The 13,897-nt window shown below is 69.8% G+C and carries 11 protein-coding genes; all 11 read left to right on the top strand.

Going from position 1 to position 13,897, the window contains the following annotated elements:
- Positions 1 to 153 precede the first annotated feature (153 nt).
- The 11 genes from E1218_RS01675 to E1218_RS01625 all read left to right on the top strand — a co-directional run bounded on the left by E1218_RS01675 (position 154) and on the right by E1218_RS01625 (position 13,888).
- Positions 154 to 1,869 (top strand): ATP-binding cassette domain-containing protein, encoded by a 1,716-nt coding sequence (locus E1218_RS01675; protein WP_233711932.1) that lies wholly within the window; start codon positions 154 to 156, stop codon positions 1,867 to 1,869.
- Positions 1,870 to 2,164: 295 nt separating this feature from the next.
- Positions 2,165 to 3,748: a peptide ABC transporter substrate-binding protein gene (locus E1218_RS01670; RefSeq protein WP_233711931.1), complete on the top strand. Its 1,584-nt coding sequence runs from the start codon at positions 2,165 to 2,167 to the stop codon at positions 3,746 to 3,748.
- Complete coding sequence (locus E1218_RS01665) at positions 3,745 to 4,671, top strand: ABC transporter permease (RefSeq protein WP_132315453.1); 927 nt, start codon at positions 3,745 to 3,747, stop codon at positions 4,669 to 4,671. The genes E1218_RS01670 and E1218_RS01665 overlap by 4 nt, the downstream gene beginning before the upstream one ends.
- Positions 4,664 to 5,560: an ABC transporter permease gene (locus E1218_RS01660; RefSeq protein WP_132315451.1), complete on the top strand. Its 897-nt coding sequence runs from the start codon at positions 4,664 to 4,666 to the stop codon at positions 5,558 to 5,560. The genes E1218_RS01665 and E1218_RS01660 overlap by 8 nt, the downstream gene beginning before the upstream one ends.
- Before the next feature lie 115 nt (positions 5,561 to 5,675).
- Positions 5,676 to 6,677: an ABC transporter ATP-binding protein gene (locus tag E1218_RS01655; RefSeq protein WP_132315449.1), complete on the top strand. Its 1,002-nt coding sequence runs from the start codon at positions 5,676 to 5,678 to the stop codon at positions 6,675 to 6,677.
- Positions 6,677 to 7,681, top strand: a complete 1,005-nt coding sequence (locus tag E1218_RS01650; RefSeq protein WP_132315447.1) for an ABC transporter ATP-binding protein — start codon at positions 6,677 to 6,679, stop codon at positions 7,679 to 7,681. The genes E1218_RS01655 and E1218_RS01650 overlap by 1 nt, the downstream gene beginning before the upstream one ends.
- Positions 7,681 to 8,118: a GNAT family N-acetyltransferase gene (locus tag E1218_RS01645; RefSeq protein ID WP_132315445.1), complete on the top strand. Its 438-nt coding sequence runs from the start codon at positions 7,681 to 7,683 to the stop codon at positions 8,116 to 8,118. The genes E1218_RS01650 and E1218_RS01645 overlap by 1 nt, the downstream gene beginning before the upstream one ends.
- Before the next feature lie 80 nt (positions 8,119 to 8,198).
- Positions 8,199 to 9,992 carry a hypothetical protein gene (locus E1218_RS01640; RefSeq protein WP_132315443.1) on the top strand — a complete coding sequence of 598 codons (1,794 nt, stop codon included), beginning with the start codon at positions 8,199 to 8,201 and terminating at the stop codon, positions 9,990 to 9,992.
- 59 nt (positions 9,993 to 10,051) lie between these two features.
- Positions 10,052 to 10,798, top strand: coding sequence for a 4-hydroxy-tetrahydrodipicolinate reductase (dapB, locus tag E1218_RS01635; RefSeq protein WP_132315442.1), 747 nt, complete (start codon positions 10,052 to 10,054; stop codon positions 10,796 to 10,798).
- A 7-nt stretch (positions 10,799 to 10,805) separates the two neighbouring features.
- On the top strand, positions 10,806 to 11,249 hold the full coding sequence (locus E1218_RS01630; RefSeq protein ID WP_233711930.1) for a hypothetical protein: 444 nt from the start codon (positions 10,806 to 10,808) through the stop codon (positions 11,247 to 11,249).
- 167 nt (positions 11,250 to 11,416) lie between these two features.
- A complete protein-coding gene (locus E1218_RS01625) occupies positions 11,417 to 13,888 on the top strand; it encodes an ATP-binding protein (protein ID WP_233711929.1) in 2,472 nt (823 codons plus the stop codon).
- Positions 13,889 to 13,897: the final 9 nt, after the last annotated feature.

The following is a 13,897-nucleotide window of genomic DNA, read 5'->3' as shown; positions in this document are numbered from 1 at the left end:
TTGTGTCGCGTCACCACGTGATCTGCCCCTGGATTCCTCGCCGAACGGCTGTGTCCTTCGCGGGGGTGTCATGCATTTGACGGCCGACGTGCCGCACCGCGCTGGGTCGACCCAGCGCGGTCTGGCCTGCCGTCTCCGCGAAGGAAGATCACTGTGCTTGCCGCGTTCCGCACCGCCCGTGAGTCCTTGTCCGACGCCGCCGGGATCACCCCGGGCTGGCTGTTGCTGTACTGCGTGCTCGTCCTGGTCCAGGCCGGCCTGCCCGGCGCTCAGGTCGTGCTGATCGAAGACCTGATCGAGGGTGGCTCCGGTGCCTGGGGCTCACTGCTCGGCCTGACGGTCGTCGTCGGGGCGATGTACCCGTTCGCCCAGGTGACGACGACGGTCGCGCAGCGGATGATGTTGCGTCTGCGCCTGCACTACCGGGTCGAGCTCGCCCACGCGGCCGCCCGGCTCAGTCCGAGCCGGCTGGCGATGCCGGACGTGGTGACCGAGCTGGAGGCCAGTCAGTCCGCGACGCACCCGATGAGCGACATCGCCAGCAGGCCGGTCCAGGTGCTGGGCGCGGCCGCGACATCCGCCGTCCTGTGCGCCGCGATCTGGTCGTTCAACCCGCTGTCCGGCCTGCTGGTGCTGGCCGCGTTGGTGCCGACGGTGCTCGCGTTCACGCTGATCTCGCGGATCGAGTCGAAGGGCTGGCCGCAGGTGGCCGAGCACGACCGGAAGGCGGCGTACGCGACCGAGCAGCTGATCCAGCAACGCTCCGGCACCGAGCTGGCGATCCTCGGCTCGGGGCCGAAGGTGGCCGGACTGATCGCGGACCGCCGGGCCGAGGCGACCTGGGTCCTGGACCGGATGATCCGGACCGCGATGACGCTCGAGGTCGCCGCGGCGGTGCTGACGGCGGTGCTGTTCGGCGGTGCGCTGGTCGCGCTCGTCCTCGAGGACGCCGGCGGGGCGGCGGCAGCCGCGGCGATCGCCGGCACCATCTCCGGACTCAACGCGATCCGCCAGTGCGGCTACGCGTTCGGGACGATCGTCACCGCGGCTCCGCAGGCCACCATGTACCGGCGGTTCGTCCGGAGCGTGCCGCCGGCACCGCCGCAGTCGATCGTCCGGACGGTGCAGTCTGTTGCTTTGGACAACGTGAGTTTCCAGTACCCCGGCGCGGCCGCACCGGCCCTGCGGGACGTCCGCATCGAGGCGCGACGGGGAGAGATGATCGCGTTGGTCGGTGTCAACGGGGCCGGCAAGTCGACGGCGATCAACCTGCTGGTGGGCAGTCTGGCACCGGATCGCGGCCGGGTGCTGATCGACGGCACTGATGCCGGCGGACTGACCGAGACCGAGCGGCTGGGGCACTTCGGCCTGCTGGTGCAGGAGTTCGGGCGTTTCGAGTTCGCCCTTCGCGACGCGGTCGCCCTCGGGTCGCCGACGGACGTGCCGGACGAGCACCTGCGGACCGCTCTGGCCGCCGCCTTCGCCAAGGATCTCCCGCTCGACACCCAACTGGGCCAGCAGTGGGGCGGTACCGGCATCTCCGGCGGACAGTGGCAGCGAGTGGCCCTGGCCCGGATCCACCTGCGCAACGCCGGCGTGTGGATCCTGGACGAGCCGACCTCGGCGATCGACGCCGAGGCCGAGCGGGCGGTCTTCGCCGAGCTCCGCCGGACCAGGCACACCCGGATCACGATCGTGGTGTCGCACCGCGCCTCGACGCTGGTGGGAATGGACGGCATCTACGTCATGGACGACGGCGCGGTGGTCCAGCGGGGAACCTACCAAGACCTCATCTCGCAGCCCGACGGGCGGTTCGCCCGACTGTTCGCCACTCAGGGCGAACACCCGCTGAACTCGGCTCCGCACTAGCAGTTACCGGCAAGTGTGCATTTGTGCGCACAAAGGGATTTGATTAAATCTTGACGTGAGGTCTGATGACTTGGGCAGGTTAGCGGATCAATGGCAGGCGGCTGCGCCCAGCCTTCCGAGGGTCATCTGAGGTCTTGGAAAAGTAACGCCTGCGTTACGCGCCGCCGCTTTGTGCCTGACAACGTTGACATGCGCAGTTTCGACCAGCAACCATGACGCTTGATCCGCCCGCCTAACGGCCCTCCCGCCGAGGAAGTTGGTTTCGACCGTGCGACGTCTGACTGGGGTTGTGGGGGTGGCACTCGGCTTGTCGCTGGTGCTCGCCTCCTGTGGTGACGGCAAGTCCAGCGGCAGTGGCTCCGGTAACGGGGTGAAGAGCGAGATCATCGCGATCGCCGCCGACCCGCTGGAGTACATCAACCCGCTGAACGAGAACGGCAGTCCGGGGATCCAGGTCGCGATGGCGATGTTCGCCCCGCTGGTGACCACGGACCCGGAGACCGGCAAGACCGTCAACGTGCTGGCCGACTCGGTCACGCCGGACAAGAGCAGCCAGACCTGGACGATCAAGCTCAAGGCCGGCAACACCTTCCAGAACGGCCAGCCGCTGACCGCGAAGGACTACGTGGACAGCTGGAACATGACCGCGCAGGGTTCGAACGCGTGGAAGAACAACGGCTTCTTCTCCAAGGTCGAGGGGTACGACGCCCTGAACCCGGAGACCCCGGACGGCGCCACCCCGAAGCCGACCGCGGTGAAGACGCTCAGCGGCCTGAAGCAGATCGACGACCTGACCTTCTCGGTCAAGCTCAAGGTGCCGTTCTCGCAGTTCGGCCTGACCCTGCAGTACCTCGGCCTGGCGCCGCTGCCGGAGGAGGTGCGCAAGGACCCGGACGCCTACAAGCGCAAGCCGATCGGCAACGGGCCGTTCAAGCTCGATGGCACCTGGAACGCCGGTGAGGACATCAAGCTGGTGAGGTGGGACGGTTACAAGGGCCCGAACCCGCCGGCGGCCGACGCCATCACCTACCGGTTCATCCCGAACGCGGACACGGCGTACAACGAGTTCCTGGCCGGCAACGTGGACTTCGTCGACGTGCCGTCGACCAAGGTGAAGAGCTTCAAGACCGACGCGCCCGACCAGTGGGTGACGAGCGTCAGCTCCGGTGCGAACTACCTGGTCGTCCCGGCCTGGGACGCCCGGTTCAAGAACCCGAAGCTGCGGCACGCGTTCTCGATGGCGATCGACCGGAAGGCGTTCGCCGACCTGGTCGGCCTGGCCGAGCCGGCGAAGGGCCTGATCGCCCCGGACATGGCCGGGTACCGCGACGACGCCTGCGAGTACTGCGAGTTCGACGCGGCCAAGGCCAAGCAACTGCTGCAGGAGTCCGGTGGTTTCTCCGGTCCGCTGAACATCAACTACAACACCACGTCGGCGACCGGCCAGATCTTCGCCGAGGCGATCGGCAACATGCTCCGGCAGAACCTCGGCCTCGAGGTGAAGTACACCGGCAAGCAGGGCTCGGAGATCACGGAGCTGGCCGACACCCGCAAGCTGGACGGTCTGCGGTTCAGCGGCTGGGGTCACGACTACCCGTCGATCGAGGACTACCTGACCCCGATGTTCAAGTCCAACGGTGACGCCAACTTCTCCGGCTACGACAACCCCGCGCTGGACTCCGTCCTGGCCAAGGGCGACGCCGAGCCGGATTCGGACAAGGCGATCGCGATCTACCAGCAGGCCGAGGACATCGCGCTCGAGGACATGCCGCTGATCCCGCTGTACACCAAGTCGAACGCCTACCTGCACTCGGCCAAGATCGAGCCGCGGGTGTCGAAGTACACCGGGGTGTCGGCGCTGTACTCGACGTTCAAGTGATCCGGTTCGTCCTCCGCCGGATCCTGACGGCGATCCCGATCGGGCTGATCGTCACGCTGGGGGTCTTCGCGCTCGTGTTCGCGATGCCCGGGGACCCCCTGCGGGAACTGGCCGGTGACAAGCCGATCCCGGCCGCCGTGCTGGCGGCCAAGCGGGCCCAGTTCCACCTTGACGACCCGTTCATCGTCCAGTACCTGCTGAGCATGAAGGACATCCTGACCGGCAACTTCGGGACCACGTTCGCCGGCGCCGACATCCGCGACCAGCTCGCGCTGCGGATCCCGGTGACGCTGAAGCTGACCCTGCTGGCGAACGCGTTCCAGTGGACGCTCGGCCTGTTCTTCGGGATCTACGCCGGCTTCAAGCGGAACGGGCTGATCGACAAGTCGTTGCTGCTGGCAACCTTGGTGTTGCTGGCCGTGCCCGGGCTGGTGGCGTACTTCGCCGCGCAGTACGTGTTCGGCGTCGAGCTGAAGTGGTTCCCGGTGTCCGGGGTGCTCGAGGGTTTCCCGAAGTCGTACCTGCTGCCCGCGCTGGTGATCGGCGTCCTCGGCTTCGCCGGGCTGGCCCGGCTGATGCGGACGTCGATCGTGGAGACGGTGAACGCCGACTTCGTGAAGACGGCGCGGGCCAAGGGGCTGGGGGAGCAGCGGGTGCTGTGGCGGCACATTCTGCCGAACGCGCTGCTCCCGATCGTCACCTTCGTCGGGATCGACCTGGCCGGCATGTTCGGCGGGGCGATCATCACCGAGAGCATCTTCAACCTGCCCGGCCTGGGGCAGTTCATGTTCCAGGCGATCAAGCTGAAGGAGGGCGGTGTGGTGGTGCTGCTGTCGACGCTGGCTTTCATCTCGTTCATCCTGATCAACCTGCTGGTCGACCTCCTGTACGGCGTCCTGGACCCGAGGGTGCGCAATGTCTGAGCTGCAAGCGGTCGTCGGCGCGGAGGCGCAGGAGCTCGGCGACGGCCGGACGCTGTCGAACCGGGAGCTCCTGCGGGCCCTGCTGCGCAAACCGCAGTTCGTCGCCTGCAGCCTGTTGCTGCTGCTGTTCTTCACGATGGCGGCGGTGCCGAAGCTGTTCACGTCGGTCGACCCGCGGTTCTGCGAGCTCACCAGGAGCCGGCAGGGCCGCAGTGCCGGGCACCCGTTCGGCTTCGACATCCAGGGCTGCGACTACTTCGCGAACGTCGTGCACGGCGCCCGGCCGTCGGTGCTGGTCAGCATCTGCGCGAGCTTCGGCGTGTTCGTCCTGGCCGGGTCGCTCGGCCTGCTGGCCGGCTACTTCCCGGGGTTCGTCGACGGGCTGATCTCGCGGACGGCCGACGTGCTGTTCAGCGTGCCGGGCATCGTGGTGCTGATCGTGATCCTGAACTCCGTGCCCAACCGCAGCATCTGGATCATCGTCGGGGTCATCCTGCTGATCGGCTGGCCGGGCGGGATGCGGCTGATGCGGGCCACGGTGTTCTCGGTGCGGAACCGGGAGTACGTGCTCGCGGCCCGGTCGATCGGGGTGCCGCCGGTCCGGATCCTGCGCAAGCACGTGTTCCCGAACGCGATGGCGCCACTGCTGGCGATGACCACACTCGGCATCGGCGGCATGGTCGGCCTGGAGGCGGCGCTGACGTTCCTCGGGGTCGGGCTGCAACCGCCGTCGATCTCCTGGGGATCGCAGTTCGGCGTCGCCGCGGCGTACCGGGACACCCCGCACCTGTTCATCTGGCCGGCGCTGTTCATCTCGACGATGACGATCTCGTTCATGATCATCGGCGACTCGATCCGCGACGCCCTCGACCCGAAGTTGCTGCGATGACTGTGCACATTCCTCGCCTCCGGCTCGGTGGGGTACCGGGCCTTGGCTCCCGGTCTTCCCTCGTCGGACCGGTCGCTTCGCTCCCTGCACTCCTCAGTCCAGACCGGGAGGCCCGATGACCAGACACGGCGAAGTGCTGCTCAAGGTCGACGACCTGACCGTCGAGTTCGACACACCGCAGGGGCCGGTGCGTGCCGTGGACGGAGTGTCCTGGCAGGTCCGGGCCGGCGAGACGCTGGCGATCCTGGGGGAGTCCGGCTCGGGCAAGAGCGTGTCCACCCAGGCGCTGACCGGGATCCTGGAGATGCCGCCCGGCCGGATCGTCTCCGGAACGGCGCAGTACCGCGGCGCCGACCTGATCGCGATGACCGTGAAGGAACGCCGCAAGATCGTCGGGGACCGGATCACGATGGTGTTCCAGGACTCGCTGTCGGCGCTGAACCCGGTGCAGTCCGTCGGCACCCAGATCGCCGAGTGCTACCGGGTGCACCGTGGGCTGTCGAAGCAGGACGCGCTCAGGCGGGCGGCGGAGATGCTCGACCAGGTGCGGATCCCGGCCGCGGCGAAGCGGGTGCGCGACTACCCGCACGAGTTCTCCGGCGGCATGCGGCAGCGGGTGATGCTCGCGATGGCGCTCGCGCTTGATCCCGACGTACTGATCGCGGACGAGCCGACGACCGCGCTGGACGTCACCGTGCAGGCGCAGATCCTGGAGCTGATCGCCGAACTGCAGGCCGAGCGGGACATGGGTGTCGTGCTGATCACGCACGACCTCGGCGTGGTCTCGGACGTCGCCGACAACGTGGTGGTGATGTACGCCGGTCAGGTCGTCGAGCGGGCCTCGACCGCGGCGGCGCTGGAGTATCCGGTGCATCCGTACACCGAGGGTCTGCTCGGCTCGATGCCGTCGGCGGACCTCAAGGGTCAGGAGCTGCCGACGATTCCGGGCGTGCCGCCGTCGTTGCGGGCGATCCCGTCCGGTTGCGCGTTCCGCACCCGGTGCCCGATCGCGATCGACGACTGCGCGGCGGCGGTGCCGCCGTTGCTCAGGGTCGCACCAGGGCGTGACGCCGCGTGCATCCGGCGTCCGTCGATCGCCGCGAAGGAGGCAGTGTGATGGCCGACGACCTGCTGGTGGCCCGAGGCCTGGTGAAGCACTACGACATCAGCCCGGCGTTCAGTTTCGGCACCAAGACGCTGGTCCGCGCCGTCGACGGCGTCGACCTGACGCTGCGCAAGGGCGAGTCGCTCGGCATCGTCGGCGAGTCCGGCTGCGGGAAGTCGACGCTGGTCCGGCTGCTCGCCGCCCTGGAGAAGCCGACCGCCGGCGAGATCTCGTACGGCGGGGTCGACGTGAGCACGCTGCGGAGCCGGGAGCTGCGCCGGTGGCGGCGGAACGTCCAGGTGGTGTTCCAGGACCCCTACTCCAGCCTGAACCCGCGGATGCGGGTCGGCGAGATCGTGGCCGAGCCGCTCCAGGTGCATCCGGACGTCTCCATGGGGCTGGACATCCGGAACCGGGTGCGGGAGCTGCTCGAACTCGTCGGCCTGCGGGCCGAGGACGAGACGAAGTTCCCGCACCAGTTCTCCGGCGGGCAGCGGCAGCGGATCGGGATCGCGCGGGCGATCGCCCTCAACCCGGACGTGCTGCTGTGCGACGAGCCCGTGTCCGCGCTCGACCTCTCCGTGCAGGCGCAGGTGGTGAACCTGCTGATGCGGCTGCAGCGAGAGCTGGGCCTGAGCATCATCTTCGTCGCGCACGACCTGTCCGTCGTCCGGCACGTGTCCGACCGGGTCGCGGTCATGTACCTCGGCCGGGTCGCCGAGCTGGGGGAGCACCAACAGGTGTACGACGTTCCCGCGCACCCGTACACCCAGGCGCTGCTGTCGGCCGAGCCCGGCCTGGCCCGCCAGGGACGCAAGCGGATCGTGCTGGCCGGCGACCCGCCGTCGCCGGTGATGCCGCCGTCCGGCTGCCGCTTCCACACCCGGTGTCTCCGGGCAGAGTCGAAGTGCGGCACGGACGAGCCGGTGTTGCGGCTGATACCGTCCGGGCAGACCGTGTCCTGCCACTTCGCCGAGGACGCCCAAACCTCCTACACCCCGGCGGCCACCGCTTGATGCTGATCGAACCCCGCCGCTCCGACGACCTCGGCCTGGTCCTGTTGCTCGACCTAGCGCTGAAGGAACTGATCAGCCGCTACCCGGACAGCTCGTCGACCCATGCGGTCGACCGGGCGACCGACTACCTGGTCGCGGCCGCCGACGGCGATGTGGTCGGCTGCATCGGCCTGATGCCGGTCGTCGACGGGGTGGGCGAGATCAAGCGCATGTTCGTGCACGAGGCCCACCGCGGTCGCGGGATCGCGCGCCGGCTGGTCACCTCGGTGGAGGCGGTGGCCCGGCACCGGGGCGCGACCTCGCTCCGGCTCGCCACCGGGACCCGGCAGCCCGAGGCGGTCGCCCTCTACGAATCGGCCGGCTACCGGCCGACGCCGCCGTACGGGAAGTACGTCGACGACCCGTTCGCCCGCTGCTACCGCAAGGAACTCGGCTGACCGAGCTGACCGTAAGTTGATGCCCTAAGGTGTCGGCCGTGGAACCGGAGGGCGGAGGCAGCACCCTGCGTAGTCGGTCGGTGGTGCTTCTGGTGGTGACCGTGGTGGCGGGCGCGCTCGCGGCGTGGTGGATGCTGACGGCCGGGCGGGCCGCCAACGAGGGCTTCGACATCACCGACGAGGGCTACTACCTGTTGTCCTACCGGTGGTGGGACCAGAACCCGCTCGCGCTGACCGGAGTGCAGTACGTCTACGGCCCTGTCTTCGAGTTGCTCGGTCGGGACATCGTCAGGTTGCGGTTGTTCCGGTTGCTGACGATCGTCGTCGTCCACCTGCTCTTCGGCTACAGCTTCATGCGCTGGCTGCGCGGGCGCCGGCCGGGAGCCGCACCGACCACACTCTGGGAGCTGGCCGGGACGGCGGTGATCCTGGCCGCGGGCGGGATGTTCTACGCCTGGATGCCGCAGTCACCCGGCTACAACGACGTCGTACTGCTCGGTGCGCTGCTGCTGGTCGCCTTGGTGCTGGCGATGGCGACCGCGGTGGACCGCGGGCGTCGGGTGCCGTTCTGGCTGCCGACGGCGGCGGGCGTGCTCATCGGCCCGATGGTACTGGCCAAGTGGAGCTCGGTGGTGGTGATCGGCCTGATCGTGGTCGCCGCCGTGGTCGTGCCGGCCGCACAGGGCCTGCGAGCCGTTGCCCGAAGCATCGGATTCGCGCTCGCCGGGCTGGTGCTGACGACGGTCGTCGTCCAGTTGTTCGTGGTCCGGCTGGGCGAGGCGATCCCCGGGATCGTGACGGTGAACAAGTTCATCGCGGGTACGTCGTATTCGCCCGCGGACCTGCTGAGGATCTACTGGACGACCGCGGTCGACCTGCTCGGACGGACGCTGCGTGATCACGGCCTGCTGCTCGTCGCGGCCGTGGTGGCGGTGATCGCCCGCGGCCGTCGCGCGCAGATCGCGGCGGGTGTGCTCGTGCTGGTCGCATTGATCCTGTCGGTGCGCAACGTGGTCGTCGACGACGGGGCGGTGGGTGGATCGATCCATGTCTACTCCTACCCGGCGACGCTGCTGGCCGCCGTACTGGTCGCCGTCGCGGTCGCGGCGGCCGTCCTGATCGGCGGTCGGCTCGGCGTCACGGCCGGCTCGCGGCTGGGCCGGGAGAACCTTCGCGGCTGGGTGGTCCTCGCGCTGCTGCTCGTCGTGCCGATGGTGGTGTCCTTCGGCACGAACAACCCGCTCTTCGTCATCGGGCTCGGCACTTTCGCCAGTTGGGCCGCGGTCATGATCGCCGTCGTGACCGGCGTCCGGCCGGCGCCCGTCGCCGCCCGGCTGACGGTGGGTGTGGTCGCGATGGCGTCGGTGGCGGCGGTCGCGTCGATCGCGTACAGCGGCACCTTCGTGTACCCCTACCGCTCGTTCGAGCACTCCCAACTGACCGCCCCGGCGACGCCGGCGCCGCTGCGCGGGCTGTACCTGCGGCCCGAGGACGCGCGGAACTACGCCGAGCTCCAGAGCCGGCTGGAGCCGTACCTGCGGCCGGCCGGGCGGCCGATCCTGGCGTTCGACAAGATGGCCGGCCTGGTGCTGATGCTGCAGGGACGGCCGGTCGGCGAGGCCTGGGTCGCCCCCAAGGAGCGGCAGCGGACCGCGTCGGGGATCGAGGAGGCCTGCCGGACCGGCCAGCCGTGGAGTCCCGGGCGGCCGCCGGTCATCCTGCTGAACCGGCGGATCTCCGAGGTGGAGATCGCCGCGCTGCACGCGTGCGCGCTCGACTTCGCCGCCGACTACGAACTGCTCGCGCCGCCGGGGCAGACGATGCAGCTCCAGGTCTACGTGCCGCGCGACGAGCGGGCGACCACGACGCCCTGATCGCCCCCGTCCGCCGTGATGAGATCCTTGGGCGGTCGAAGTCTCTCGAAAGGGTGCGGATGATCAAGGTCGGTGTGCTGGGAGCCAAGGGCAAGATGGGCGCTCAGACGTGTCTCGCGGTCGAGGAGGCCGACGACTGCGAGCTGGTCGCGCGGCTCGACCAGGGCGACCAGCTCGACGAGCTGACCACGGCCGGCGCCGAGGTGGTCGTCGACTTCACCCGCCCCGAGGTGGTGATGGACAACCTCGCGTGGTGCATCGAGCACGGCGTGCACGCGGTCGTCGGCACCACCGGGTTCGACGGCGACCGGCTCGCGACCCTGCGCGACCTGCTGGCCGCGAATCCGGGGACCGGCGTGCTGATCGCGCCCAACTTCTCCATCGGCGCCGTCCTGATGATGCAGTTCGCCGCGAAGGCCGCGAAGTACTACGAGTCGGTCGAGATCATCGAGTTGCACCACCCGGACAAGGTCGATGCACCGTCCGGGACGGCCCGCCGGACCGCGGAGCTGATCGCCGCCGCCCGCCGGGAGGCCGGCTCCGGGCCGATCCCGGACGCCACCACCACGGCCCTCGACGGTGCCCGCGGGGCGGATGTCGACGGCGTCCGGGTGCACGGCGTCCGGCTGCGGGGGCTGATCGCGCACCAGGAGGTGCTGTTCGGCGACACCGGCGAGACGCTGACGATCCGGCACGACTCGATGGCCCGGGTCTCCTTCATGGCCGGCGTCCTGCTCGGTGTCCGCCGGATCGGCGGCGCTCCCGGCCTGACCGTCGGTCTCGAGCACTTCATGGATCTCGCGTGACCGAGCTGTGCTGACCTCCAAGAGGACCGCGATCCTGCTCGCGGTCGTCTTCGCGGTGTACGCCGTCCTGCTCGGGTGGCGCGGGGTCCTGCTGGTCGGCACCGGCGATCCGGTCGCGGCCGGTCTCGGGATCGCTGTCCTGGTGATCCCGGTCCTCGGGGCTTACCTGGTCTGGCGGGAGCTCCAGTTCGGCCGCCGTACCGAGGAACTGGCGCGCGAGCTGGCGGCGTCCGGGTGGCTTCCGGTCGACGACCTGCCGCGCCGTCCGTCCGGGCGGATCGATCGCGCGGCCGCCGACGCGGCGTTCGGGAAGTACCGCGCCGAGGCCGAAGCCGCGCCCGAGGACTGGCGGGTCTGGTTCCGGCTGTCGACCGCGTACGACGCGGCCGGCGATCGCCGGCGGGCCCGCGCCGCCATGCGGACCGCGATCGCACACCACGACCGCGGTTAGCCCGCAGTTACCTGGGAGTTGGCCGCGAACGACACCGAGGTAACTGACAACGCGGTGTAAAACGGGCTATTTTCAGTGGAAGGCGCGTGGCAACCGCCACGTGTGGGTCGGAAACTGGGTGGAGCCGTCCTGTGCCATCTGACGGGTCTCGCCGGGGATCGGACGACGTGCAAGGGGCGGGTTTCGGTGGCCTGTTGCGCCGGCACCGGCGTGAGGCCGGGCTGTCGCAGGAAGGCCTGGCCGAGCTCGCCGGCCTGAGTGTCGACGCGATCGCGGCATTGGAGCGGGGTCGTCGGCGCGCGCCACGCGCGCACACGTTGCGCCTGCTCGCGGACGCTCTTCACCTCGCCGCGGCGGACCGTGCCGAGCTCACCGCGGCCGCGCGCCGCGACACCGAGTCTCCGCAACCACAATTGCGCCGGGTGCCCGCACCACCCAACGCGTTGATCGGCCGCACCACCGAACTCACCGCAACCAAACGTTTGCTGGGCCAACGCATCACGCGGTTGCTGACCCTGACCGGCCCGGGCGGCGTCGGGAAGACGCGGCTGACGCTGGCACTGGCCGCCGAGCTCGAGGACAGCTTCCAGGACGGCGTCTGCTGGATTCCGCTGGCGTCACTCACCGACCCGTCCGGCGTGGCGCCGGCGGTCGCGGCCGCGACCGGCCTGCACCCGATGGACACCGCCGGGCTGGTCGAGGTGATCGCCGAGCAGATCGGCCGCCGGACCATGCTGCTGGTGTTCGACAACTGCTCGCACGTCGTCGCCACGGTCGGCCAGGTCTGCGCCGCCCTGCTGGAGTACTGCCCGAATCTCTCCGTCCTCGCCTCGAGCCGCGAGCTTCTGCGCGTCCCCGGCGAGAGCGTGTACGTCGTACCGGCGCTGGCGCTGCCGCACGACGAGGACAACCTCGAGGCGTCGGCCGCCGTCCGGTTGTTCGTCGACCGCGCGACCGCCCGCGGCTACGACGTCGACGGGCAGCTCGACCAGGTCGCCAGAGTGGTCCGGCGGCTGGAGGGGATGCCGCTCGCCATCGAGCTGGCCGCCGCCCGGACGAACGTGATGACGATCGAGGAGCTGGCGTCGGAACTAGAGACGTCGTTCGGCATCCTGGCCGGTGGCTCGCGGACGGCGTCGCCTCGGCAGCAGTCGATGTACGGCGCGATCGAGTGGAGTCACGACCTGCTGACCCCGGCCGAGCGGGACGTGTTCGCGCAGTTGTCGGTGTTCGTCGGCGGCTGGACGTTGAGCGCGGCCGCCACGGTGATGTCCGGTCAGCTGTCGCCGGGTCCACTGGAGCGGGCCGAGGCACTCGACCTGACCGGACGACTGGTGGACAAGTCGCTGATCCGGGTGATTCGGCACAATGGGGTCGCGCGGTACTACATGCTCGCGGTGATCCGGGAGTTCGCCGCCGGCCGGCTGGCGGCCGCCGGGATGGCGGAGGAGGCGGCCCGCCGGCACGCGCACTTCTACATCGCGCTCGCCGAGGAGGCGGAAGGCCAGCTGCGTGGTGTGAACCAGTTGCAGTGGCTGGATCGGCTCGACGCGGAGCTGGACAACCTCCGGGCCGCCATGGCGTGGTCACTGCGGACGAGGTCGGTCGACGAGGCCCTGCGGCTGGCTGGTGGGCTGTGGCTGTTCTGCTACTTGCGCGGCCACTACGCCGAGGGCGGTCAGTGGCTGGAGCGCGCACTGGTGCTGGCCGACACAGCCCCTGCCTTGGAGGTCGAAGGCCTGGCGGCCGCGTGCGCGAAGGCGAACCTCGGCGCAGGCATGCTCGCCTTCCTGCAGTGCGAGTACGACGCCGCGACCGCACGACTGGAAACCGCGCTCGCGCAGTACAAGCAGCTGGAAGACACCGCCGGTACGGCGCTCGTGCTGCAGCGCCTCGGTGGCGTGGCCCGGGAACGCGGGGACTACGCGGCCGCCGAGGACCTGCACTGCCAGAGCTTCGATCTCTACGAGAGCCTCGGCGACCGGTCCGGGATGGCGTGGGCGCACAACCACCTGGGTTTCGTCGCCTGGTTGCGCGGCGACCTGGACGTCGGTGCGCGCCGGTGCCGGCGGGCGCGGGACAGCTTCCGCCTGCTGGGTGACGGTGAAGGCATCGCCTGGTCGCTGATCAGCCTCGGCACGATCGCGCAGTACCGCGGTGAGCTGGTCGAGGCGGAGGACCTGCTGCAGGAGAGCCTGGCGCTGTCCCAGCGGCTCGGCTACCGCGAAGGTGTCGCCTGGTCGCTGAACCAGCTCGGCATCGTCGAACGGCGGCGCGGGCTGACCGAACGCGCCGTACACCTGCTGGACGAGAGTCTCGCCGAGCATCGCGACCTGGGTGACAGATGGCGGTCGGCCAGTGTGCTCGAGGAGCTGGCGAGCGTGGCGCAGCAGCGGGGGAGAAGCGAGTACGCCGCGTTCCTGCTCGGTGCCGCGGACGGAGTTCGCGAGGTGATCGGCGCGCCGGTGCCGGAAATCGAGAAGGCCGACCACCTGGCCACCAGGACCGCGATCGAGCAGTCTCTCGATCGCCGGGCGTTCCGAGCAGCCTGGTCGGCCGGCCGAGCCGCGCCGCTCGCCGCGGTGGCCGACGGATACCCACCGGCGCCCAGCAGCCCGAACCGCACCGGCAGGCTCTGACCCCGGACG

The sequence above is a fragment of the Kribbella turkmenica genome, from assembly GCF_004348725.1.
GTDB classification, from domain to species: domain Bacteria; phylum Actinomycetota; class Actinomycetes; order Propionibacteriales; family Kribbellaceae; genus Kribbella; species Kribbella turkmenica.
Note: the sequence above shows the minus strand (reverse complement) of the source record. Positions and strands in the feature narration are given on the sequence as shown.

What these genes read in the sequence shown, in the direction of transcription:
- E1218_RS01655 (WP_132315449.1), top strand. Translation starts at nt 5,676, where the DNA reads ATGACCAGACACGGCGAAGTGCTGCTCAAGGTCGACGACCTGACCGTC.
- dapB (WP_132315442.1), top strand. Translation starts at nt 10,052, where the DNA reads ATGATCAAGGTCGGTGTGCTGGGAGCCAAGGGCAAGATGGGCGCTCAG.
- E1218_RS01660 (WP_132315451.1), top strand. Translation starts at nt 4,664, where the DNA reads ATGTCTGAGCTGCAAGCGGTCGTCGGCGCGGAGGCGCAGGAGCTCGGC.
- E1218_RS01650 (WP_132315447.1), top strand. Translation starts at nt 6,677, where the DNA reads ATGGCCGACGACCTGCTGGTGGCCCGAGGCCTGGTGAAGCACTACGAC.
- E1218_RS01645 (WP_132315445.1), top strand. Translation starts at nt 7,681, where the DNA reads ATGCTGATCGAACCCCGCCGCTCCGACGACCTCGGCCTGGTCCTGTTG.